Raw genomic sequence first — 24758 nt, 5'->3', positions numbered from 1 at the left:
AAAAAAATACCACGTTATGAAGTGTTTAGCAAGATGGTTGTAAAGGGGACATTTCCAGATACTTTAGATCAATTGATTGCAGAAAAGGAAAAAATCAATAAAGCAGATGAAAATTAATGATAATTTAATAAATTAGCGATCGCCTCAACCAACTTTTTCGGTTCAACCGGTTTGGAAATATGCTCTTGGAAACCTGCTGAGAGTGCAAGCTGCCGATCTTCCTCTCTTGCATAGGCAGTTATGGCGATCGCGGGAATGACTCCTCCCTGTACTGATTGTAGAGAGCGCACTTGCTTCACTAACGTATAACCATCACTTTCTGGCATCCCAATATCGCTAACCAGGATATGGGGTTTAAAAGATTCAATAATTGCGAACACTTCACCAGCTGATGCCACTCCCATTACCTGCGCCCCATACTCTTTAATGATAAAGGCGAGTAACTCGCGGTTATCTGCTTCATCATCAACTAGTAAAACTCGTGTCCCCGTAAGATCAACTTCACCGTCTTTCAAGCCTTTGGAGTCATCTTTTTGAACTTGATCACTAAGCAATGGTAATCTAATGGTGAATGTTGCACCTTGCCCCACACCAGGACTATTAGCACAGATTGTGCCACCATGGGCTTCCACTAGAGAGCGCACAATTGCTAACCCTAGCCCTAGTCCACCGTACTGGCGAGTGATAGAAGAATCTTCTTGGCGGAAATACTCAAAGATGTGTGGCAAAAAGTCGGGATTAATACCTTTTCCAGTATCCGTAACTTTAATCTGAGCATGCCCATCGATCCGCTTCAGATAGATTGATACTCGTCCATCCATTGGAGTAAATTTAATTGCATTAGACAGCAAATTCCAGACAATTTGCTGTAAGCGCATAGGATCGCCCAAAACCTGTCCAATATCAGGCAACACCTGATGAATCAAGATTGACTTGGCGATCGCCGCAGTTTTCACTGTTTCAATAGCTGACTCAATGACAGCTACTAAACTAGTAGGTGCTGCATTCAAACTCAGTTTGCCGCGCAAAATTCGAGCAACGTCCAGCAAGTCATCTATAAGTTGAGCTTGCAGTTTAACATTGCGTTCGATGGTTGCCAACGCTTCCTTAGTTCTTGATTCATCCAACTTACGAGTTTGCAGCAGTCTTGTCCAGCCTAAGATTGGGTTGAGAGGAGAACGCAACTCGTGAGAGAGAATAGCAAGAAACTCATCTTTAATACGGTTGGCGTGTTCTGCTTGAGATCTTGCTAATTGCTCCTGTTCCAACAGGTGATCGCGTTCGATTTCAGCTTCTTTGCGATCAGTAATGTCTTGCACATTACCGATCATGCGTACAGCATTGCCCAAATCGTCATAAAAGATTTGTCCTTTGGACGCCAACCAACGAATACCATCTGGATGTAGAATACGGTATTCATCCTCATAATAGTCCTCTCTCTGCTGAACGGTCTGCGTTATTTCTTCAATTGCTGGGGTGCGATCATCCGGGTGCAGAAAAGCCAACCACTGTTCAGCGCTCACATTCTGTGTGCTTGGATCAAGCCCAAACAGAGCACAGTATTCTTCAGATACATAAGCACTACCACCAATCATATCCCAGTCATACAACCCTGATTTGGTAGCTTTATATGCCAATTTTAACCGTGCTTCGCTCTCCCGTAAGGCTTGCTCTGTCTGCTTCCGCTCAGTGATCTCAGCACAAACCGTGCTGATACCGATAACTTGATCCCCATTCTTCAAAGGCAAAAAATGTTCTAGCCACGTGCGTTTTACTCCTGGTTTTGCTGGTGTTTCACCTTCAAGTTCCACATTCAATAGCGGTTCTCCGGTTTCTAAGATGGGACGCAAAACCTGTTCGGCAGTATCCGCTAGCTCTGGAAGTAGTTCCCGTATGCTTCTCCCAATGTGGGCTTCAACCGGTAACCCATTCATTTCTGCCAGTCGTTCATTGATCCGCACAAATCTGAGTTCAGTATCTAGGACATTCAAACCAATGGGTGCAGACTGATAAATTGCTTCTATCTGTGCCAGTTGCTGCTGAAGTTGAGCCTGGCTTGCTTCTAATGCTAGTTCTGCCTGTTTGCTATCAGTGATGTCTTCAGCAATACCAGTGAGTCGATAAATTCTGCCTGATTCATCTTGAAGGGGAAAACAGCGATCGCGCACCCAACGCACTCTGCCATCGGGTAAAACAATGCGATACTCTTGATCAAAGCTACCACCTTCAGCCGCCTTCTGTTGAAATGTTCTCTCTGTTTCTTCCCTGTCTTCTGGATGTAATAGATTAACCCAGGTTTGTTGGCTATCATAGAGATTCTGGGGGTTCAATCCCCATAAACGTTCGTAGGCAGGGCTAATATAACTGACTCTTCGTTCGGGGAGTTCAGTCACCCAGAATACTGCATCAATATTTTCTGCTAGTTGGCGGAAGCGTTCCTCACTTTTGCGTAGCTCTGCTTCTGTTCGGCTCCGTTCAGCCAATTCAGTTTGGGCTTGCTGATAAAGTTCTGCTTGTTGTAAGGCAATCCCAACCTGAGCAGCTAATTCTTTAAGCAAATCTATTTCTAAAGGTTGCCACTGGCGAGGAGCTGCACAATGATGGACAATTAGCATACCCCATAATTGCTTATCTTGGAGAATCGGCACCACTAAATTTGCTCGCACCTGCAAATTTTCCAGCAATTCTACGTGGCAGGGACTGATACTACCATCATAAATATCTTTTTTAGCGGTGATCAATCCCTGAGTGAAGGATTCAAGGTAACTGTCATTAAAGCAAGGATCATAAAGTGATGTAGACAGCAGGGAAGTCCATTGGGAACTAACCGATTCGTTTGTAACAATGCCCCACCCATCGGGGAGTAAGCGAAAAATTAGCACGCGATCGCTGCGGAGAAACTGACGCACTTCAGTGACTGTCGTTTGCAAAATTTCTTCCAGATCGAGGCTTTGATGGATCTTCCGCGTCATCTGCGAGACTAGACGCTCTCGTTCAACGTGCTGTTGTAATTGGGTATTTAACCGCACCGTTTTAATTGCCCTATTTACTGCCAGTTGTAGCCCTTCAGGAGTGATTTGCTCCTTGACAAGATAGTCTTGTGCACCCGCTTTCATCACCTGCACGGCAACCTGCTCATTTCCCTCACCTGTAACCATAATTACAGGCAAACACTGCTGCTGAGTCTGTTTTGACATTTCCGCCAAAAACTCCAGTCCATCGCAGTCTGGCAATCGATAATCTAGAAGTATCGTATCTGGCTGGTTTTGCTGCCAAAGTTCTAACCCAAGCTCACCCAAACTGGCTTCTAAAATTTTGTAGGAGTAATCACCATCTTGTAGCAGATAACGGCGATATAGTTCCCGATCTTCTGGGGAGTCATCTATAATCAAGATGGTACGCGTATCACGATTCACGATTCATCCTCCAAGCGGGTTGCTAGTGTCGTTACGTTAAACCACTAACCTCCGAGCATTTGAATACTCGTGTAAAATTGTCTCTTGACTACTCTCGAGGAAAGTAGTCTTCTAGAAGCTGTTGGCAAGGGTCTCGCTGTTGTACGAAAGAAGAGCAGTTAATTATCTCATTTAGCATAGCTTGAATTTGCTTGAGAGCCAGGGGAGACGGTTGTATTCGACCATTTTCCCAGCGATTGACTGTGGTATAGGTAACACCCAATACTATTGCAAACTGTTCTTGGGTTAAGCCAGTTAATTGCCTTAATTCACGAATCAAGGCGCTGACTCTCGGTTGCTCCAGAGCAGCAGTTTTCTTGAGCATCAGGGCTTTGAGTGGATATTGCATACAATACCATAGCACATGCTATAGCTGATCTTATGCCATTCGATAGATCGAAATCTCTATTGCAAGATAGATTAACAAATTAATTATTGTATGATGGGTTACACTAACAAGCTTGATAAGAGTACTTACCCCCATCGCGGTATAGGATACAATTAGACCTGCCAGGATAAAAAAATTTCTTATTTCTGTTTTCAAAAATATGAGTTCCATGAGTCACTAACCCCCGGCTATAAGCCAGGGGCTTGAAAGAGAAAGATTAACCACCTTTTGAATTCGAGTTAAACCAGTGTCTAGACGCTAGCGCAAGCTAGGACAAACAACTGAACCGATTAGCGTGGTAGCGAATCGGACGGAAAAATGCCTCCCTAGTTTTTCTCCTCTCCATCGGTCAGTGTCGAAGGGAAGTATACACCTAGAAATAGGATTTATCGTAAATGTTCGTACCAGTTGTAGATCAGAATAATAGACCACTGATGCCAACTTCCCCAGCTAGAGCAAGACGTTGGATCAACTCAAAGAAAGCAACACCATTTTTCAAAAAAGGAGTGTTTTGTGTTCGACTTAATGTAGAACCATCTAATAGAAATTATCAGCCAGTAGCAGTAGGTGTTGACCCAGGTTCAAAGCGTGAAGGGTTTACAGTTAAATCAAAAGCTCACACTTATTTGAACGTCCAAACACACGCCGTCGATTGGGTAAAAGAACATGTTAAAGCACGTCGTAACATGCGACGTACCCGAAGAAACCGTAAAACGCCTTACCGTCAAAATCGTAGTAATAGGTTAGCCAACAAGCAACGGTTAGCACCGTCCACCAAGGCTAGATGGCAATGGAAGCGAAGAATATGTAAATGGCTGTCTGCTATGTTCCCGGTTACTGTTTTCGTTGTCGAAGATATCAAAGCTAAGACTTGGAAAAACGGCAAGAAGTGGAATCGCATGTTTTCACCCTTGGAGGTTGGCAAACAATGGTTTTACGGTGAATTAAAACAGATAGCGCCATTAGAAACAAAGTCAGGTAACGATACTTACGAGTTACGACTAGTCTTAGGGCTGAAAAAGTCTAAGAACAAGTTATCAAAGAAGTTTGATGCTCACTGCGTTGACTCGTGGGTACTGGCTAACTGGTACACAGATGGTCATTCTAGTCCGGACAATACCAAGTTGATTGAAATTATCCCTTTAAGGTTTCACCGTCGTCAACTTCACCGACTAGAACACGCTCATAGACACATCCGTTCTCGTTACGGCGGAACAATTAGCGTAGGCTTTAAACGCGGCTCTATCGTTAAACACCCCAAGTATGGATTTACTTATGTTAGTGGCTGGCACTCTTCGCCCACTAAGAAAGATCCAGACAGAAAAACAATTAGTTTGTACAGCTTAAAAACTGGCAAGCGACTAACTCAAAATGCAATACCTACAGATTGTAAGTTTTTATCTTACAACTCGTGGCGTGTTGCCAATTAATTGTAAAGCCGTCCTAAAAGGACGGGGTTTCGGTTCTTGCGTACTTAACGTGCTAAATTTTTAATTACAGTCGATAACTTTGTTTTAAAATCAAGGCTTACAGGCGCTTATAGCCAAAATTTTAATCATCAGACCTAAAAGGCAGTAAATAATGGCTGTCATCTTATCCCAGCAAGGATTTCAAGCTTATTTTTCAACATATTTAGCACGCTAAGTACGCAAGAACCAGATTTGGTTGGTGCGGAAGCTACTGACATAGAGCTTTCCATCTGGTCCAAAAGCAGTACCATAAGGGCGAATGAGTCCACCACCGGAAGCAAATCACTATTGCTAACTAACACTAATCCATTCGCCTTACAAATACCGTAGGAAAGGATAACAACGGTGCTCAAAAAGATTGAGAGCGGACTGGCGGGTAATTTAAGTCTCATAAGGTTATGAAATACGTAGATTTCTTAGCTGAATGTTGTAAAAAATATAATACCAAGAGAATGGGACAAATTTTATAGAACTCGTGGAAAATTTATACAATACCAGCGCCTCTATATACTTAAACCGCTCTTACTTTGCATAAATACTACTTGTCAATAACGTAGTAATCTTCCAAGGTGAAATATCGAATGTCTTTCCCTTAAGCCATTCCCTTGAGGGTTGTGTAAGTTTTTCTAAAATATCAATCTTGTGCTTTACTGTTAACTCTAAATCACTATGTAGTGATAGGATTGCTTTCTCACCATAGCATTCGTAAAACCGTAAAATCCATTCATTGGGGTTATCTTCTGACTGCTTGAACGCCGTTAACACAAGATTTTCGGCTGATAAATCTAACAATCGTCCAACTGCAGGTAAAGGTTTTGTCTTAGTAGCTTCGACAGAAGAACAAACCATCAGTTGTAAGGGTAGATTCAGTTCATAACCACGTCGCACTGTATGAGCTGACTGCCAATTACCTGCATGAGGATAGACGGCGTAAGTAAATTTATGATAACCTCGATCTGGTTGTGGATCTGGCCAACTTGGACTACGTAGTAAAGTTAGGCGCAGCTGATCGGGTTTGCTGTCGTAACCGTACTTGCAATCATTTAGTAAACTGACACCGTAGTGATCAGAATCTTGATAATTGCTAGACAAATCTGCCCATCTTAAAGCAGGAACTTCCCATTTTGCCTGATCTCTAGGTTCTGTAGGTTGGGTTAGGCGTTGAATAGCACCGCAAGGAATTTCATATGTGGCATAATCTGCTTCTAAATTTAGAGGAAAAGCAGCTTTTACTAATACGTGATTTTCTTGCCAGTCTACAGTAGTTTCAATTTTTAGGATTGGTGATCCAACACAGAGAATATAATCTTGGCAAAATTCAGATTCTCCCAACTGTCGCACAACCCGCAAGCGCTGTTGTATTGCTCCTGACTCTACCAAATCGATAGACTTTAAAGTTGCTGGGGGTAAAGGGTGTTGAGCATAGTTTGGGTCAATATTCCAAGCATCCCAATATTGACCACTATCCTGGAATGCTTGCAATTGATTACATTGTTCTTTATTTTTGACTATTTCGCGCTGATATACTTTATCAAAAATACTAGAAAATTCGCCAGTTTTACAATCAACAATCACCCGCAAAAATTCATTTTCTAAAACCCAATCTTTTGTAGTATTAGATTCACCTATTGGGTTTGTGAATTGCCTTCTAGCTTCTTGGCAACATAGCCAAAAGACGCGATAACCAACTGACGGAATATCATTTGCTAGAAATAGAAGTACAGATTGTTGTGACGGTTGCGATGGTAGCTGCTGTCCTTCCAAATCGTAAATTTCCCAGTGCTGATTAGAAGAAGACGTTGGTAAGGTTACAGCAACAACCTCTGAGCGTTGCCAATTCAAGGGGTTAAAGACGACAATTGGTAATGCATCTGGCTGTGGTGGTTGGGGAAGGAGAATTTGGGACGCGATCGCACTCAATGATCGTTGTAATATCTCGGAACCTACTTGCTCAACTTCCTGCCAATCTTGATTTGCATCTACATAAACCGGGGTAATTGAAGTTCCTGGTAGAATGTCGTGGAATTGATTAAACAACATTTTTTTCCAAGCATCTTCTAATTCAGCTTTGGGATAAGCTACCTCAGCGCTTAGTGTTGCTAAAGAAGCAAACAGCTCTGCTTGGTACAACAAACCTTCAGAGTATCGATTACAACGCTTTTGATCAGCATGAGTGGTGTAGCAGCCACGATGGAATTCAAAATAAAGCTCATCATCCCATACAGGAAACTCCTGAGTGCTAATTTCTTGCAAATATTTACTAACTGGACTAAATTCTAAGCTAGGGAACAAAGGAGATTTTTGCCATCGGCTTGCGACATTTAGCATATCAGCTGTTGGTCCACCACCGTGATCCCCACAACCGAAAATCCACAAAGCGTCTTTTAAACCAGTCTGCTTTTCCCAGTCAATAGCATAGTTAGCCATTTTTATAGGGTCGATACCTTCCCCAATTTTCGCAGACATCAGGCTGAGTATATCAGTGCCATCAGGCGATCGCCACTTAAAAACTTCGTAAGGAAACTTTGTGGTATCATTCCAGGTAAGCTTCTGAGTGACAAAGTATTCAATCCCTCCAAGTTTTAGCATTTGAGGTAGAGTTGCACAGAAACCAAACGTATCTGGTAACCAGACAACTGTACTGATAGATCCAAACTTTTCTTGTACATAACGCTGACCGTAAAGGATCTGCCGTACAATTGATTCACCATTAATTAAGTTAAGATCTGGCTCTATCCACATGCCAGCTACAATTTCCCATCGCCCTAAAGCAACTTGCTGTTGAATAGTGGCAAATAAATCAGGACGATGTTGTTCAATCCAAGCATACAAAGCTGGGCTAGAATGGCAGTAAGTCAAACTGGGAAACTCTTGCTGTAGCTTTAGAACTGATTTAAAAGTACGCTCTGCAACTTCCCAAGTTTCGCTGATTGGCCACAACCAAGCCATATCAAGGTGAGAATGACCTTGGAGTAATATGCGGCGTTCTTTTAGTAGGGGTAATTCATCAATTGTGGTTGCGAGATTCTGGCGTAACGTGGTGAGCGATCGCTCAAATTTTTGAGCATCTGGTAGTACGCTCCAATCAATCTCAGCGACCGCAGCTTTCAGGATATCTAATTTCTCTGTTGCAAAAGCTTGTAAATAGCGCTGCAATACTGTTAACTCATCAGCCACAAAACCAGGATCAAGTTCGTCATCAGTGCTAGACTCGTATACACACACCGATTGCATCAGCGCTCCTGCATCGTTATCTGGACTGACAAGGCGCAATGCAACTATAAACTCTTCTTGTGGTTTTACAGATGGGCTAATTAATGCTCTGGTTGAGGCATCAAACAAATCTCCTTCCTGTACCAGAGAGCCATTAACAAAGATCTTCACATCTTTTGCCCACCAAGTTAGCATTAACCGTAGTGCTAAACCTGCTAAAGGATATTCTTGCAAATCTTGGGGAATCACGAATCGCTGGGCAAGCCATAAAACCTGACCACCAGCAGGTACGGTAATGTGTCCTTTGGTATTGAGATTAGCGATCGGCCATTGTGAAAAGTCTGCCCTGGGGCTGATACTCCCGACGCTAGCATCAGAAGAGCAATATCGCCAGCTGGTCTGAACGTCAAGCCGAGCCATTTGGTTCAATCTTTCAATGGCTTGAGAAATTAGGCTGTTATCCATTTGGCCATCACCCCATTTTACCAAAGTCGGCTGTTTAGTATAACATTATATGCTCCTTTGTACAAATTTTAAGAGGTAATAGCTTTCCATACCATGCCTCTAGCTGCTCTTTTTCCTTATTAGGAGTTGGTGGGCAAGTCTCGAGCGATTGTGGAGTTGCTCCCCCATTTCATCTGAAATCATCAGTTCTCTCCTGACTTATGTTGCTGTGAAAATTGTACTTAGGGAAATGGCTTATTGCTCCTCCATCGTCTGCTCGCTCCAACCAAATCCTTTGCTGCTATGTCAATTTCAGTAGCCAGATTTCCGCACTTCTCAAATTTTCCGACTTTTTTTAATTGCACAATTTGTGGGCTTTACATCCCGGTTTTTTGACCTCTAATCCTTTCCGCATCTATTTTATAGCTTTATTAATTTTCTTTGTGATATTTGTGACTAAAGGATAGCTCCTACTGCTTTCTGAAAAACAGCGCATAAGCTAGTTATTCTTGCAACTATTAAAAATCACAAGAAAAGCAGAGGAGTTAAAAATTATCGGTGTAATTATCTATGAAGATGAACATTTTTCAAGATGTCGTGAAAAGTCTGGTACTACACTAGTTATTCTACAAAGAAGAAATTCAAATTATGAGTTCTAGCAATCAGGTTGTCGTTTATGACGACTCTCAATATCGTGGATTTGCTCAAACTTTAGATATAGGCAACTACGACTGGGGTCAAATTCACAATGATACGATCAGTTCGTTGCGGGTTCCTACAGGACTGAAGGTTACGCTCTACAGTGATACTCACTTTCAAGGTAAGAGCAAGACTTTCACTCAGGATACTCCTTATGTCGGTGACGACTTCAACGATATTACTTCCTCCATCAGAGTCGTACAGGCTTCCGGTCTAAATTTGGACGCCACTTTTTACAGTCGAGAAGAAACAAGGTGTCATCCGCCTGCGACGGAGATACATGGGCTGACATTGAAAGAAGTGCAGTCAGGGCAGCAGTCTCCACAGTGTGGAAGTCCAAGTGTTGCGCGTCTACAGTGTGCAGTAGATCCAAATGTTATTCCCCTGAAAACAGAGTTTACCTTGCGCCTTTGGGACGGCAGTAAGGTTCCTGCGAGTGCTCTAGATACAGGAACAGCAATCATTGGTAATAGAATTGATATCTTTGTTGACACTAACGAAGAAGCAATCAATTTGGGTCGTCAGGGCGTGACGGCGTTACTTTAACCTAAAACTTGTATGCTTTGTACAAACAGAGTTTCAGGCTCCGATTAATTTCATTCATGGGTATTCAGATTAAGTTCATTTACAAATATAAGGAGAATCAGTTTATGAGTTCTAGCAATCAGGTTATCGTTTATGACGACTCTCAATATCGTGGATTTGCTCAAACCTTAGATTTAGGCAACTACGACTGGGGTCAAATTCACAACGATACGATCAGTTCGTTACGGGTTCCTGATGGGATGAGGGTTACGCTCTACAGCGATACTCATTTTCAAGGTAAGAGCAAGACTTTCACTCACGATACTCCTTATGTCGGTGACGACTTCAACGATATTACCTCATCCATCAGAGTCGAAAAAGGTTCCTCCGACGTTGTTAGTCGAGTGCTGGAATTGGTTAACCAACAACGGGGTGCAGTGGGTGTAGCTCCACTCTCGCTCAATTCTCAGTTGATGGCTTCTGCTCAGGGACACAGCCAAGACATGGCAGACAACAACTTCCTCGATCACAAGGGTTCGGATGGATCGTCGCCCGCAGATCGCGCACAGCGAGCTGGTTATCCATCTTCGTTTGTCGGAGAAAATATTGAAGCGGGATCGTCTACACCTGAAGATGCCATGTCAGCTTGGATGAATGAAACACCTCCCAATGATGGACATCGCAGAAATATTCTCAGCCCCGATTATCGTGAAATTGGCATTGGGTATGCCTTCAACAATGCGTCTCAGTACAAACACTACTGGACTCAGGATTTTGGTACACGCAGTAACTAAGTAAACAGACTACATTCGTCTACAAAAAAGGAGAATCAGGTTATGAGTTCTAGCAATCAGGTTATCGTTTATGACGACTCTCAGTATCGTGGATTTGCTCAAACTTTAGATGTAGGCAACTACGACTGGGGTCAAATTCACAACGATACGATCAGTTCGTTACGGGTTCCTGATGGGATGAGGGTTACGCTCTACAGCGATACTCACTTTCAAGGTAAGAGTAAGACCTTTACTCAGGATACTCCCTATGTCGGTGATGACTTCAACGATATCACCTCCTCGATCATAGTTGAAGGTCTAGGGGGTTTGATTAAAGGGTACTGGGACAAGACGTGGTCTCCTGGAAACCCCTTCACCGACGCTACACTGGGTATCGCTTTTAGTGGCTGGGCCGATCTATCTCAGGCTTTATCCGATAGTGCCTCAGTAAAGAACCAGTTGGTAGGTGATAAATACATTTCCGTAGGCGGTGGAAATGCGAATGGCAGGTTCGACTACAGCAAGATTGAAAGGATTATTGCTGTTATTAACAACGGTCAACTTTCCGATTACAAAGGAATTGCTTTTGACATTGAAGAGTGCGATAGCGGACTTACCCAAAAGTTCCGAGAAGCTTTTGCAACGGCCAAAAACAATCACCTCCAAGTTTTGGTTACGGTTAGTCATTCAGCTCCTTACGGGGCTGCGGACGCAAAGGATTTAATGACCGCCTTCTTTGCGGATGGAAATATAGACTATCTTTCTCCACAGCTATACACCAGTGGCAATGAATCTCAAAACGACTATACAGAGAGCATGGGCGTAAGCTGGACAGACTACGCGGGTGCGAAAGCAGCGATGGTTCCTAGCATTGTGCAAGCCGGACTGTACAATGATGCCAAAAATTTCTTCCAGCAACGGGGAATAAACACGAAAGGGTTTATTCAATGGGCATAAGAGACGTTTGAGCAGTCTCCGTCCACAACCTTCTAGGGGTGAAGCATTAGGAAGGACAACGATTTTTTGATACTTTCGAGGGATCGTTTGTCGGATGCTTCACCGTTACATTTTTCCTAGACTTATGTGAGATTGAAACAACTTCTTCCACAACAATAACAACAAAAAATGAAATCGGAAATTAGTACAATTGCCTGATCCTGGAGATCGCACTAGTCTAATTAGACTATACCGATTCAAAAAATGTTTGCGACATATGAACCAGTAGAAGCGTAGCCTATGGCTTCCCGCAGGGTACGGCGTTCGCCCTGAGACAGGTATTTGTCGCATTCTTTTTTCAACTTGGTATCATAGGGCAGTGCATGGTAGCTCAAAGTGAACATTAAACCTTGGCGACTCCCCATAGTCCCAATAGGGAACGGGATGTAAATATATTGAGCCTACTAACACATGACTAATGTCATAGTCACAGTCCCTACTACAGAACGGTCAGTTTGAGTAGATTAGTCACTACTGTATGACACCTCTAAACTCTACGATTGAAGTGTCAAATGTTAAGCCAGCTAAGTTTCTAATTTATAGTTCATCAGATGAAAACTAAATTTGCTATTAAACCAATATTAGGCGCTGTAGCTATCGTTATTCTTGCTGCGGGTTGTCAATTACCGTCTTCTAGTGGTGCAAATTCTACTGAAAATGCGACTAATACTTCTCCAAACAGTGCAGATGTTCAAGAAGTTTCACACCGCATGTCAGATCTCAATTTAACTGATGCACAAAAAGCTCAAATGAAACAAATTAGAGAGCAAACTCAAACGAAAATATTTGGTATTTTATCTTCTGACCAGCAACAACAATTTAAAGCTGCAACTCAAGGTAAGCATGGAGCGTCAATGAGGGAATTAAAGAATCTCAATCTTTCAGATACTCAAAAACAACAAGTTCGCGAGATTATGACTGCTCAACGTCAACAAATTAATGCAATTCTTACTCCAGAACAGCAAGCGAAAATGAAACAGCACCGTAGCTCAAGAGATCAATCTTCATCAAATTAAAAAGTCTAAATCTCTATCAGCCAGGGAGAAGCAAAAAATAGTGTTAACTTCAGCTTAACTGACTTCCTGAGCTATAATCTGGGGTAACGACCATTTTTCCCAAAACTTTATGTCTCCCCTGCAAATTGAACAACGGCTCAGCAACCTCGAAGCTGAAGTTTCTCAAATCAAACAAGCTTTACTTAATAGTGCAATTCCAACAAAACCTTGGTGGGAAGATATCACAGGTATCTTTGCTGACGATCCAGCTTTTGAAGAAGCAATGGCTTTAGGACGGGAATACCGCCAATCTTCTGGTATTGAAGCAGAGACACCTAACGCCTGATATGTATTTGCTAGATACCGATCACTTGACCATTCTTGAGCGTGGTGGAAATGTTGCACAGAGACTCAGAAAACGACTTTCTAGCCTAACAACAGCAGAAATAGGTGTTACTATTATTACCTACGAAGAACAAACCCGTGGCTGGTTAGGCTATATTGCTAAAACAAATAGCGTAGAACAACAAATTATCGCCTACAGCAAACTAGAAAAGCATATTGCAACTTTTTCGAAGATTACAATTGTTGGTTTTGATGATGCAGCAGCAACTATTTTCAAGCAATACCGTGCTAATTATCCGCGTCTTGGAACAATGGATTTGAAAATAGCAGCAATCGCCATTTCTAGAAGTGCCATACTGCTAACTCGAAACCTGTCTGACTTTGGTAAAATTTCCAACTTGCAAGTTGAAGATTGGACAAATTAATAACCGTGACAAAAACTAGAGTTTTGTTAACTTCAGCTTAACTGACTTCGGAACTGGCGGACACTTAAAGTTATCAACACTGTGGCAAAAATAAGCAAAATTACTACTTGAAACCAAAGTGTTTCCAGACCAACTCCCTTCAGCAGTACTCCGCGAGAAACTTCGATAAAATAACGGAGAGGGTCGAAATATGTGACCCATTGTACAAATGTAGGCATAGAAGAAATTGGGGTGGTGGCTCCAGATAAAATCACTAAAGGCGGATTGATAAAAAAAGCTGACAGCTGTGTTTGCTGTTGGCTTTTTGAGAAGGTAGCAATTATAATGCCAATGCTAATTCCCACTAAGAAGTAAAGCACAGCGATCATAACAAACACTAGTAAATTACCCTGAAACGGTACACCAAAAACTAGCCTTGCTATACTAAGAGCAATGAAAAGATCAAGGGTTAGTAGAATAAGTAACGGACTTACTTTAGCCAGGATCACTTCTGTATTTGAAGCTGGAGTCATAACTAATTGTTCGATAGTACCCGCCTCTTTTTCGCTCACCACTAATGATGCAGCAGCTTGGGAACCAATAACCGTAAGTAGAACCCCAAATATCCCTGAGACAATAAACCAAGACGGCTCAAGTCCTGGATTATACAATACTGTTGTTGTAACTTGAACTTGTTGACGCTGTAGAGAGCTACTTTGTTGTGTATTGGTTGTTGAGCTAGAAGTAGTGCTTTGTTGAGTCAAAGCACTATTAGTTGCAACCCCAGAACCGCTCACTCTTTGACGTAAAGATTTAGCTAATTGTGGTGCATTATTTAATTGACGTATATTATAGTCACTTACCAACTGAGTAACGTAACTTGAGGCAATAGTTGCTGTATTGGCATCAACAGCATCATATAATGCTTGCACTTCAACGGTACGTTTATGAGCAATATCATAATTAAATTCTGGTGGAATAATGATGCCAACAGTGAGCGAACCTTTTGCTAAATCAGTAAGCATATCTTGCTGGTTAGCGTAGTAATGACTAATAACAAAAGCGTCAGTCTGCTGGAATATTTCAATAAATTCACGGGAAGCGCTGCTGTGACTATAGTCAGTGATACCAACCTTCAAGTCGTGAAATTTAGGGTTGAGCGCAAAGCCAAACAACATCAAAAAGACGGTAGGCGGTACTAACAATTGAATGATAAGTTGACGATTACGAAGTATTTGAGCAAATTCTTTTTGAAATAACGCCCAAAATCGACTACCTAAAATCGTATCTATAAAGTTTGTAAATCTTTTTTTTCGCATACAAGGGATTGGGGACTGGGGATTGGGGACTGGGGATTGGAAATAATATTAAGAAGTCGTGTTATGCTACCCAAGTTCTAAGGTTGTCACACCAAATATATGATTTACAGGTAAGTTAGGAGGGCTTTGGGTATACATGCGAGCAGCCTCAAAAACTGGTTTCATCCCGTGACGTTGAGCTAGGGCGATCGCGTGTGGATTCACGTCTGGTACATCAAGAAACACTTTTTTATCAGGACTCTTAGCAACCAAAGCTTGAAAAATAGTTTCAGCAATTTGCTCATCATTAGCAAACAGTGGTCCAATCTTGAAACCTATACCACAGGTACGAATAACACCATAACCAACTAAATGTTTATCTGTAATAATTCCAAAAGAAGCGCTCTCTGGTTGGTGTATCCAATTTTGCAAAAATACTGACCGTTCTGCTGGAAAAAGTTGCCGATCATAAATCACCAACTCCTCAAAAGCCAGAGTGTTCAATTCTACAACACCAGGAGGTACAACACCACCGCCCACTCCCTCGTATCGAATATGGTTGTAAGCAAGTTGGAAACCTGATTTTCGGTAGTTGTCTTGTTGAGCAACCACACCATCTAAGCCAATATTACGCTCAGTACCTAAATATACCATTGCTGCGTGCCAAAGTTTCATCCCGAAGCCTCGTCCACGAAACTGTGGCTTGACAATGTAAAGACCAACAAAACCAAAGAATTGATCGTAAGCAACAGCAGAAATGCTACCTATTGGCTCACCATCTAACTCACCCAGTAAAAAACCGTGTTGGTCACATTGATAAAAACACTCTGCGTCGTATATTCCTGGATTCCACCCTTCATCCGCTGCCCAAGATATCACCAGATCGAGTTCTAATCTATTCGCTCGACGAACAATAAAATTGTCCTGTGTTATCGATGAAACTGTTGTCATAAGCTCTCAACCTCCCCCTAAGAATTGATTTGCATACTTTGCAATCGACGCCAAGCTAAAAAGAAAAATAAGCTAGCTAGTACCAACAAAGCCAATATTGGAACCCAAACTCCCAACCATCCTACACCACGAGCATAAGCATCACGAGTGATCAGAATATAGTGGCGGGCAGGAATTAAGTAAGAAATCCAACGGATGGCAATTGGAATATTTGATACTGGGTAGATGTAGCCGGAGAGTTGGAGTGACAATAAAAAAGCAGTAAAAGAAACAGCTTGGATTGCAGCACTTTGTACTTGAGTATTTCTACCAAGAAGGATACCCCAAAAAACTCCACAAGCGATGTAAATAGCTGAACCAATAATCATAGGAGTTGGATCGCCAGCAAACCACAGACCAAAGATTAACCATCCTTCTAGGTTTACTAAAAACACCTCCGCCATTCCTACTAGCCAGAATGCTGCTGCTTTACCAAGTAAATATTCCATAGCTGTTAGGCTAGATGCATAAACTTGGAGGATAGTCCCTTGTTCATACTCTTTCGCTATTGCTAAAGCAGCTAGAAGAGCAGGAAATAAGGTAACAGTGATTCCTAGTGCACCAGGACCAATATATCTTAAGGTTTCTAGCCCAGGATTGTACCACAGCCGTGACTGAAGACTCACCGGGACAACATGACTACCCCTCTGGGTTTCAACAAAAGTATTAGTGATTGCGTTAGCATATCCTCTTACAATGTTGGCTGTGTTGGAATCTGTCCCATCTACCAAAACTTGTGCTTCAGCACTACGTTGTGCTCGTAGAAAATCACGGGCAAATTTTGGAGGGATAATCAAACCGGCTGAGACTTTGCCTTGATCTAACAGTTTTGGTACATTAACGTTTGGGCCATAGGCGACTATGTTGAATTTGGTGGTGCGCTCAAACGTAGCAATATACTCTCGGCTAATTTGTGTATTGTCTAAATCCTGAATCGCAAAGTTAATTTGATTTACCTTTAGCGACACTCCAAAGCCAAAAAGTAACAGTAGTATTAATGGCAATATAAGTGCCATCGTCAACGATAGTTTGTCTCGCCCTAATTGTGTTAGCTCTTTAATTGTCTGAGCAAAGATGCGTTTTGTTCGCATATGTTTGGGGGATTGGGGACTGGGGACTGGGGATTGGGGACTGGGGGTTAAACTAATGTTTTACAATACTTAATCTTTCGGTACATCTAAACCGCGTTGGCGCGCTTGTTCGACTACGTTGATGAATACGTCTTCAAGAGAAAATTCTATTTCTCGGTGGCTTTGCACTTTGATTCCGTTTTCTTTGAGCCAATTTTCTACTATAGGAATTTCAGCCTGTGGATTATCTAAGATGGTATGCAACCGAGAACCGAAAATAGATACTCGTCTGCGATCAAGTCTCTCTTTCAGGAGATCTGAAGCTTGTTGGAGGTGAGTACATTCCCATTCAACCAACTGTCCTGGTTGTTCTTGCTTGACTTGGCGCGGGGTTCCTTGTGCTACAAGTTCTCCTGCTACCATGAATCCCAAGCGGTGACACTGTTCGGCTTCTTCTAGGTAGTGGGTGGTGACTAAAACCGCCATACCTTCACTAGCAAATTGGTTAATCCAGCGCCAAAACTCTCGTCTTGCTAAGGGATCAACACCAGAGGTTGGTTCGTCAAGAAACACAACTTTTGGTTCGTGCATAACTGCTGCGCCAAAAGCTACTCGTTGTTTCCAACCACCTGGTAAATCTGCTGTTAGTCTATCTTCTTGCCCTTCTAAGTCACTCATTTGGAGTACCCAGTTTTTCTTAACTCGGCGATGACGGCGCGGTATACCATAAACACCACAGTAAAATTCTAGGTTTTGTCCTATTGTTAAGTCATCGTAGAGAGTAAATTTTTGCGACATGTACCCAAGTTGTTGGCGGACTTTAGCACTACGCAATTGACCTGTTTCTCCAACTAAACTTACTATTCCAGAACTTGCACTCAGCAATCCACAAAGCATTTTGATTGTGGTAGTTTTTCCAGCACCATTCGCTCCTAAAAGACCAAAGACTTCACCATATTTGATATCTAAATTAATATCTTTTACCGCTCGAAAATTACCGAAAATTTTATTGAGATTTTCTGCACCAATTGCTGTTGCTGTAGATTTTTCTAGGGGGAAAAATCGTGGGTAGTTACCAGCAACATTATCGCCTTTGAGTTCCCGCAAGCGAGCAACGAAAGTATTTTCTAAAGTTGGGCTATCGACAGCAAGATTTTCGATTTCCATCTGTTGCTGTTTTAAGATGTTTTTAATCCGCTTTGTCGTTTCTTGCGGTTGGGCTGTCAGTACATCCAAGCGATCGCCAAAGCGTTGCACATCGGAAACTGTATCTCGCAAATCAACATTATTCTTCAAAATGTCTGCTGCCTGATCTAGTTGCGCGATCGCCAGGTAAACCTCTAATCGTTGCACACCTAAACTCGCTTTCACATTAGCAGGTGTATCACATTGCTGAATTTTCCCTTCATACATCAAAGCAATTCGTGAACAGCGTTCTGCTTCATCCAAGTAGGGTGTAGCAACGACTGTAGTTATATTTTCAGTCACAGCAAGCTGTGCTAATATATCCCAAAACTCCCGACGAGACACCGGATCTACACCTGTAGTCGGCTCATCTAAGAGTAAAATTTTTGGCTGGTGAATGAGTACACAGCAAAGAGCAAGTTTTTGTTTCATTCCACCTGAGAGCCTACCAGCTAAGCGTTCTTGGAACTGTGCTAAGTCTAACAACTCCAGGTAGTGTTTGCTACGAGTTTTGAATGCTGCATCACTCACCTCATGCAAACCGGCTGCATAACGCAAGTTTTCCAGAATGCTCATGTCTTGGTAAAGACTGAAACGCTGGGTGAGGTAGCCCAATTGCAAGCGCACATCTCTAGCTTGAGAATTCAGAACTTCAACAATACCGCTCTTTTGGGGCATAACCCCTGATAGAATCTGAAATGTTGTGGTTTTGCCTGCTCCATCTGGTCCAATTAACCCAAAAATCTCGCCTTGATAGATATCTAAGTTAAGACCTGCTACAGCTTCATCAGTTTGTTTACCATAAAAATGGCGCAGATCTCGGACAGAAATGACAGTATGGGGCATGGGGCATGGGACATGGGGCATGGGGCATTGCGCGGACAAAAAAGCATTCATTTCCTCTACTCCCTTGCTCCTCTACTCCCTTGCTCCTCTGCTCCTGACTCCTGACTCCTGACTCCTGAATTCTGAGTTAAAATCCGACCATCAGCAGGCATTCCTGGTTTTGCTAAACCTTGGTTATTTTTCAAAGTCAGTTCCACGCCAAAGACTTGAGTGACTCTGTCTTTTTTAAAGTAAGTGTTTTCTGGGGTGAAGCTAGCTTTGGGATCTACTCTTGTGACTGTTGCTTGTAGTGGTTGTTTTGGAAAGGCATCTAGATATACTAGTCCTTGATAGCCTACTTTAACTTTACCAATATCTTGTTCTGGAATGAAACCACGCAGGTATAGGTCGTTAGTATTGACAATCGTCAATAATGGTGCACCTGCTGCAACAACTTCTCCTGGTTCTACAGAACGGGTGATAACGGTGCCAGTTAAGGGGCTGTTAATAGTTAGGTAATTTAAATTTGCTTTATTCTGCGCTAATGTAGCTTGGGCATTCTGCACTTCTGCTTCTTCTGTTGCAATATCGGTGCGGGCTTGAACAATCTGTTTCTCTATTTGCAATGCTGCGGCGGCTTTGATTGGTTGATTGCGGAGAGTTGCTTGAGCTTGTATCAATGTTCCTTCCGCAGATTGTACTTGTTGACGAGCAGCATCGACATTGGCTTGTGCTGTTTGTGCACTCGTATCATACTCATCTCGTGTTTGAACTGCTACTGCACCTTCTGCTGCTAAGGTTTTGTAGCGTTGCTGTTTAACTTGTGCTAGCTTTAGATTTGCTTGGGCTTGAATTAGTTGAGCACGAGACGCCGCTAATGATTTCTCTGCCTGTTGGACTCTACCTAGACTATCTTGCTTAGACTGCTCTGTTGTTAAGTTGGCTTGCTGTAGTTGAGCCTCTAGTATCGGTAGCTGTTGGCGATAACGCTTTAAAGTTTCCTGTGCTGATCTAACTTTGGCTTGTGCTGCTCGCACCTGCGCAAGCTGATCTGCGTCGTCAATTTGCACCAATAGCTGATCAGGCTTAACAATATCACCTTCTCTAACTGCTACGTTAGCTATCCGACCACCAATTTTAGCTGATACATCGGTTTCGTGACCCTCTATTCGACCGCTTAAAAATAAACCAGGCTCAGGGTGATAAAAGAATATGCGGTAAACACCGTAACCTACACCAGCGAGGAGTGCGATCGCGCCTAAAATTAATAATGGTTTAGGTATATGTCTCTTACGGGGTTTGTCTACTTGAGGCTCTTTTTTGTTGGATTGTCTACCGTCATTCTCTGAACTACTTTGTTCCTTTTTAGGCTCTTTGTCTAGTTCTTTGGGCTGCACTTGTGTCATAACGACTCCCTGGTGATAATTTTTCGAACCTCAAAATTGATTGATTGGTTAATCAATAATATAAAGCAACAAAAACTGCTCCTTAAGATAGAGTATTGCAATTCTTATTGTTTGTCGTGCGTACTTCCTGTAACTGAATAAAGTAATCTGTCTTTAGGAAGATTGTGTGAATGCCTATCAGTAAGGGAATTAAGAGCCTCTGGTTGAGAAGTTTCCAAGCCTCGTAGGAAAACTTCTACAGCAGTTGCTACCATTGTAGCAGCGGAGATTCGCTGAACATCAGGCTGTAAAAATACTTCACGGGTAATAATATACGCGATTAAGGAACCAACAAAACAGCGGGCTGCTGCTCCTGTGTCGATTGGTTTCATAACTCCGGCGGAGATTTGCTTTTCCAAATAGCGAGTTAAGAAAGCAATGGAACGACTTGGTCCTATTTTATTAATGATCTCCGCTATGGAGGGTTGTCGAAAGGCTTCAGATAACAATACCTTCATCAGTGCAAGTGATTTCGGGGCTTCTAAAGCTTGCAAAAACGCCTTCGCAAAGATAGTCAGTGCGTCCTCTGGCGGTTTAGTCATGATCTCTTCCTCTCTATGAGAGAGCAATTGCAGCACTGGTAGGCGTTGCTCAATCACCTGTTGAAGCAAGTCATTTTTATCTTTAAAGTAGTGGTAGATTAAACCAGGAGAACGAATTCCTGATGCAGTTGCAATATCCTTGTTGGTCGCCTTTTCAAACCCTTTACTAGCAAAAACCTCCAACGCACCGTCAATAATCTGTTGTCGGCGACCTTCAAAGCTTTGCTCGTCTCGTAGAGGCATAGAAATAGTTGATTGACTGGTCAATCAAACTATAACACGATTGACCTAAATAAAATTGCTATTCGCTAAAATTTGATATAACTGAGTACCTGCCGCTGAAGCGGTTGATTTTTAACTTTATAACTATGGGTAAACCTCTTTCGTTATTGCTTGCTTTCTTAATTGGTTTTGGAACCACAGTAGGTTTAGGATTGTCTACATTAACACCTGCTAATGCGATTCCTTGGGGGAATTTACTTCTCAATGGAGCGCAAGTTCTCCAACTTTCTAACCTATCAACACAACAAAAAGTTCAACTTGGTGACCAAATTCACCAAAAAGTGCTAAGCACTTATAAGCTTGATACTGATCCACAAACCAACGCTTACGTAAGGCGTGTTGGTCAAAGAGTAGCAGCAGCTAGTAGCTGCAGTAAATATCCATTTCACTTTTACGTAGTTGAAGACCGAAGTATTAATGCATTCTCCACTACAGGTGGCTATGTCTACGCTAATACAGGATTGTTAAAAGTAGCCGATAACGAAGATCAATTGGCGGCAGTTATGGGTCACGAGATAGGTCACATTTGTAACAACGATTTAATCAACAAGATGAAGAAATCGGGTTTAGCTCAAAGCTTAGCCGCTGCTGCTGGTTTAGATCAAAGCACTGTGGCTTCCTTTGCTTATAAGTTAGCTTTTGAGCTACCAAACAGCCGTCAGGATGAGTACAAGGCTGATGCTCAAGGGCTGAAGTACATTGAAAGAGCTGGCTACAATCCCAATGCAATGCCACAATTTTTAAGTAAATTGCTCAATCACTCTTCTCCACCATCGTTTTTAAGTGACCACCCAGGAGCTAAAGAGCGAATCGCTGTTTTACAAAAGAAAATTGCTGCTGGACAATGAGGGAGTTGGGAAACTCACTGTCCCTTGTGGCGATAAGTGGAAACGTTTTCTGGTATCATCAAATCCTGAGCCGGGAGAAGCAAAAATACAAGAATCCTGAGAGGTTAAATTCCTCAAAGATAACTCTTGACTAAAGTAGGATGTGTCTTACCAACTTTTTTGAGAGACTTTTCAAGAGTTTTACCCATATTTGTAGTTTGGTGATGATGATACCTTTAATACAAACGCTACAATTAATTGTTAATCCAACTAAATTTTTAGAGGATTGTGCTGCCAAATATGGCGATTCTTTTACCGTAAATGTGTTGGGTATAAATTCACCACCAGTCGCATTTTTTAGCAGTCCAGAAGCGATAGTTGATTGTTTTAGTCTACCTGGAGAAGAGTTAGATTTCCAAAAAGCAACTCACGTATTTCGACCGTTATTTGGGCCAAATTCTATTGTATTGCAAGAGGGTCACAAGCATAATCGTCAGAGGCAGTTGTTACTTCCACCTTTTCATAGCGATGGCATGAAAACCTATGGTCAAATTATTTGCCGAATTACTGAAGAAGTCACACAAAGTTGGAAAAAAGGAGCAACTATCTCCATACAGCAAGTGATGCCAGATATCACTTTACAGATTATTTTACAAGTGGTCTTTGGTATTAGTCATGGCCAACGTTATCAGCAATTAAAAATATTACTGAGTTCATTATTAGAAGATATAACCAAACCCTGGTATTCTAGTTTATTTTTCTTTCCGTTGCTGCAAAAAGATTTTGGTGCGTGGAGTCCTTGGGGAAACTTTCTTCGACGGCGAGAACAAATTGATAAACTTATTTATGCAGAAATTTATGAGCGGCGTTTATTAACTGATGCTTCCCGTACAGATATTCTAAGTCTATTAATGTCGGCTGTTGATGAAAACGGGGAGCAGATGACGGATATAGAATTACGAGATCAACTAGTTTCTCTGCTGCTTTTAGGTTATGAAACTACAGCTGCTGTCTTATCGTGGGTATTTTATTTGATACACTACCACCCACACGTAAAAGACAAACTGATGCAAGAACTAGATACTTTAGGCGATGAACCACAACCAGAAGCAAAAGCGAAACTACCTTACTTAACCGCTGTTTGTCAGGAAGCACTAAGACTTCATCCTATTGCTTTAATTTGTACACCGCGACAAGTAAAAAATACCGTAGAAATCGCAGGTCAAAAATTTACATCCGGTACAATTTTAGTACCCTGCATTCATTTAGCTCATCGTCGTGCTGAAACTTATTCAGAACCAGAGAAATTCCAACCAGAAAGATTTCTCAACAAAAAGTTTTCACCTTTTGAATATTTACCATTTGGTGGTGGCTATCGTGGCTGTATTGGCGCGGCGTTTTCGATGTATGAACTGAAATTGATAGTAGCGACAATCCTATCACGCTTTGACTTAACTCTTGTGGATCATCGTCCTGTACATCCTGTACGTCGTGGAATTACCATTGTTCCTTCTGGCGGTGTGCGGATGATCATAACACATATAATAAATAAAGTCTCTGGAAAAATAGCGCTCAATAGTGGCAAGAGATAATTTTTCCATAATGAAGTAAATAACGTATCTGCTACATGCATTGCAAAGATAGCATGGGTGAGGTTTACCGCAATTCTATGCCTTCAAGCAGATACGATTCCTTGTATCTAACGTCTAGATTGAGCAGTAACAAGATACGAGGTGATAATTAAGTTATGCCAGACGAGCAACGACTGGAAGCACAAATACTCTCCAAAGAAGCTGAAAGAAGGCTATCGGATCAACTCGATAAATCAGAAGATATAAATGTAGACGTCCAAACAGATCTACTGAAAATATTTCAGGGAAAGATGGATGGAGTTTATCTGTCGGGTAAGGGATTAGTCTTTAAAGGTATCCGCTTGCAAGATATAAAGCTACAAACAGATAGTCTTGCTGTTAATCCTTTCAGCGCTCTTTTTGGTGAAATTCAACTTGACCAGCCAGTAAATGCTACCGTAAGTTTGACACTTACAGACTCGGATATTAACAGTGCTTTGAAGTCAGACGTTGTCAGTAGCAAAATCTCTAAGCTTGACTTAAATGTAGATGGGGAAATTGTGAGTTTAGAGCCACAAGAAATCCAAATTTTTCTACCAGGAAATAATAAAATGGCATTTGCTGGTAAAATATACCTACAAAAAAACGATGATACCCGTTTAATAGGTTTTACCGCCTGTATTCGTCCGCGTACTAATAAGCAGCCTATAATTTTAGAAAGTTTCCAAATCACTGAAGGAGAAGGTATTTCTCTAGAAACTGTTACCAGCTTGATAGAAATGGTAAAAAAACTTGTAAACCTCCCTTACCTAGAGTTTGAGGATACAGCGGTACGCATTAAAAATATGCAAGTGGGAACAGGGAACCTAACACTCTTGGTAGAGGCTCGTGTGGGACAAATACCATCGACATAAGAGAAATATAGTGACTAATTATAGAATCAGGCATACCATCTAACAGAGGTGTGCTGCCACCAATTACGTCTTCACCTCTTCTTAAAATTCTCTTGGTAACCAG

General features: G+C 41.9%; 19 protein-coding genes. 10 read left to right on the top strand and 9 right to left on the bottom strand.

The window, feature by feature from the left end:
- Window positions 1–113: 113 nt before the first annotated feature.
- Both G4P69_RS07680 and G4P69_RS07675 read right to left on the bottom strand, forming a co-directional pair.
- Window positions 114–3416, bottom strand: coding sequence for a response regulator (locus G4P69_RS07680; RefSeq protein WP_208349034.1), 3303 nt, complete (start codon window positions 3414–3416; stop codon window positions 114–116).
- Window positions 3417–3504: 88 nt separating this feature from the next.
- A complete protein-coding gene (locus tag G4P69_RS07675) occupies window positions 3505–3804 on the bottom strand; it encodes a helix-turn-helix domain-containing protein (RefSeq protein ID WP_310833544.1) in 300 nt (99 codons plus the stop codon).
- A gap of 434 nt (window positions 3805–4238) precedes the next feature.
- On the opposite strand from G4P69_RS07675, the gene G4P69_RS07670 reads away from it, so the two are divergent.
- The gene (locus G4P69_RS07670) at window positions 4239–5273 is read left to right on the top strand and encodes an RRXRR domain-containing protein (protein ID WP_208349023.1); all 1035 of its coding nucleotides are present in this window, start codon (window positions 4239–4241) and stop codon (window positions 5271–5273) included.
- 561 nt (window positions 5274–5834) lie between these two features.
- Here the strand turns inward: G4P69_RS07670 and G4P69_RS07665 are convergent.
- Window positions 5835–8990, bottom strand: coding sequence for an alpha-mannosidase (locus tag G4P69_RS07665; RefSeq protein WP_208345217.1), 3156 nt, complete (start codon window positions 8988–8990; stop codon window positions 5835–5837).
- Window positions 8991–9617: 627 nt separating this feature from the next.
- Here G4P69_RS07665 and G4P69_RS07660 point away from each other — a divergent pair.
- The 6 genes from G4P69_RS07660 (at window position 9618) to G4P69_RS07635 (ending at window position 13727) form a co-directional block, all read left to right on the top strand.
- The gene (locus G4P69_RS07660) at window positions 9618–10214 is read left to right on the top strand and encodes a 3D domain-containing protein (RefSeq protein WP_208345218.1); all 597 of its coding nucleotides are present in this window, start codon (window positions 9618–9620) and stop codon (window positions 10212–10214) included.
- Window positions 10215–10318: 104 nt separating this feature from the next.
- A complete protein-coding gene (locus G4P69_RS07655; protein WP_243902681.1) occupies window positions 10319–10987 on the top strand; it encodes a CAP domain-containing protein in 669 nt (222 codons plus the stop codon).
- Window positions 10988–11029: 42 nt separating this feature from the next.
- Window positions 11030–11923 (top strand): hypothetical protein, encoded by an 894-nt coding sequence (locus G4P69_RS07650; RefSeq protein WP_208349020.1) that lies wholly within the window; start codon window positions 11030–11032, stop codon window positions 11921–11923.
- 590 nt (window positions 11924–12513) lie between these two features.
- Window positions 12514–12978: a Spy/CpxP family protein refolding chaperone gene (locus G4P69_RS07645; RefSeq protein WP_208345076.1), complete on the top strand. Its 465-nt coding sequence runs from the start codon at window positions 12514–12516 to the stop codon at window positions 12976–12978.
- A 109-nt stretch (window positions 12979–13087) separates the two neighbouring features.
- Window positions 13088–13303: a hypothetical protein gene (locus G4P69_RS07640; RefSeq protein ID WP_208345077.1), complete on the top strand. Its 216-nt coding sequence runs from the start codon at window positions 13088–13090 to the stop codon at window positions 13301–13303.
- Between the two features lies 1 nt (window position 13304).
- Window positions 13305–13727, top strand: a complete 423-nt coding sequence (locus G4P69_RS07635; protein ID WP_208345078.1) for a type II toxin-antitoxin system VapC family toxin — start codon at window positions 13305–13307, stop codon at window positions 13725–13727.
- A 32-nt stretch (window positions 13728–13759) separates the two neighbouring features.
- Here G4P69_RS07635 and G4P69_RS07630 read toward each other — a convergent pair whose 3' ends face one another.
- The 6 genes from G4P69_RS07630 to G4P69_RS07605 form a co-directional block, all read right to left on the bottom strand.
- Window positions 13760–15025, bottom strand: coding sequence for an ABC transporter permease (locus tag G4P69_RS07630; protein WP_208345079.1), 1266 nt, complete (start codon window positions 15023–15025; stop codon window positions 13760–13762).
- Window positions 15026–15091: 66 nt separating this feature from the next.
- Complete coding sequence (locus G4P69_RS07625) at window positions 15092–15955, bottom strand: GNAT family N-acetyltransferase (protein WP_243902900.1); 864 nt, start codon at window positions 15953–15955, stop codon at window positions 15092–15094.
- A gap of 17 nt (window positions 15956–15972) precedes the next feature.
- Window positions 15973–17085 (bottom strand): ABC transporter permease, encoded by a 1113-nt coding sequence (locus G4P69_RS07620; RefSeq protein WP_208345080.1) that lies wholly within the window; start codon window positions 17083–17085, stop codon window positions 15973–15975.
- Window positions 17086–17154: 69 nt separating this feature from the next.
- Entirely contained in the window at window positions 17155–19095 is a 1941-nt protein-coding gene (locus G4P69_RS07615; RefSeq protein WP_243902899.1) for an ATP-binding cassette domain-containing protein, read from the bottom strand.
- Window positions 19096–19151: 56 nt separating this feature from the next.
- A complete protein-coding gene (locus G4P69_RS07610) occupies window positions 19152–20480 on the bottom strand; it encodes an HlyD family secretion protein (RefSeq protein WP_208345955.1) in 1329 nt (442 codons plus the stop codon).
- Between the two features lie 104 nt (window positions 20481–20584).
- Complete coding sequence (locus tag G4P69_RS07605; protein WP_243902898.1) at window positions 20585–21328, bottom strand: TetR/AcrR family transcriptional regulator; 744 nt, start codon at window positions 21326–21328, stop codon at window positions 20585–20587.
- A gap of 101 nt (window positions 21329–21429) precedes the next feature.
- Between G4P69_RS07605 and G4P69_RS07600 the strand changes: the two genes are divergently transcribed.
- The 3 genes from G4P69_RS07600 to G4P69_RS07590 all read left to right on the top strand — a co-directional run bounded on the left by G4P69_RS07600 (window position 21430) and on the right by G4P69_RS07590 (window position 24655).
- Window positions 21430–22191, top strand: coding sequence for a M48 family metallopeptidase (locus tag G4P69_RS07600; RefSeq protein WP_208345135.1), 762 nt, complete (start codon window positions 21430–21432; stop codon window positions 22189–22191).
- A 203-nt stretch (window positions 22192–22394) separates the two neighbouring features.
- Window positions 22395–23762 carry a cytochrome P450 gene (locus G4P69_RS07595; RefSeq protein ID WP_208345136.1) on the top strand — a complete coding sequence of 456 codons (1368 nt, stop codon included), beginning with the start codon at window positions 22395–22397 and terminating at the stop codon, window positions 23760–23762.
- A gap of 155 nt (window positions 23763–23917) precedes the next feature.
- Window positions 23918–24655, top strand: coding sequence for an LmeA family phospholipid-binding protein (locus tag G4P69_RS07590; protein ID WP_208349016.1), 738 nt, complete (start codon window positions 23918–23920; stop codon window positions 24653–24655).
- Window positions 24656–24758 lie beyond the last annotated feature (103 nt).

Source organism: Aetokthonos hydrillicola CCALA 1050 (assembly GCF_017591665.1).
Taxonomy (GTDB): Bacteria; Cyanobacteriota; Cyanobacteriia; order Cyanobacteriales; family Nostocaceae; genus Aetokthonos; species Aetokthonos hydrillicola.
This window is presented reverse-complemented; position numbering and strand designations above follow the sequence as displayed.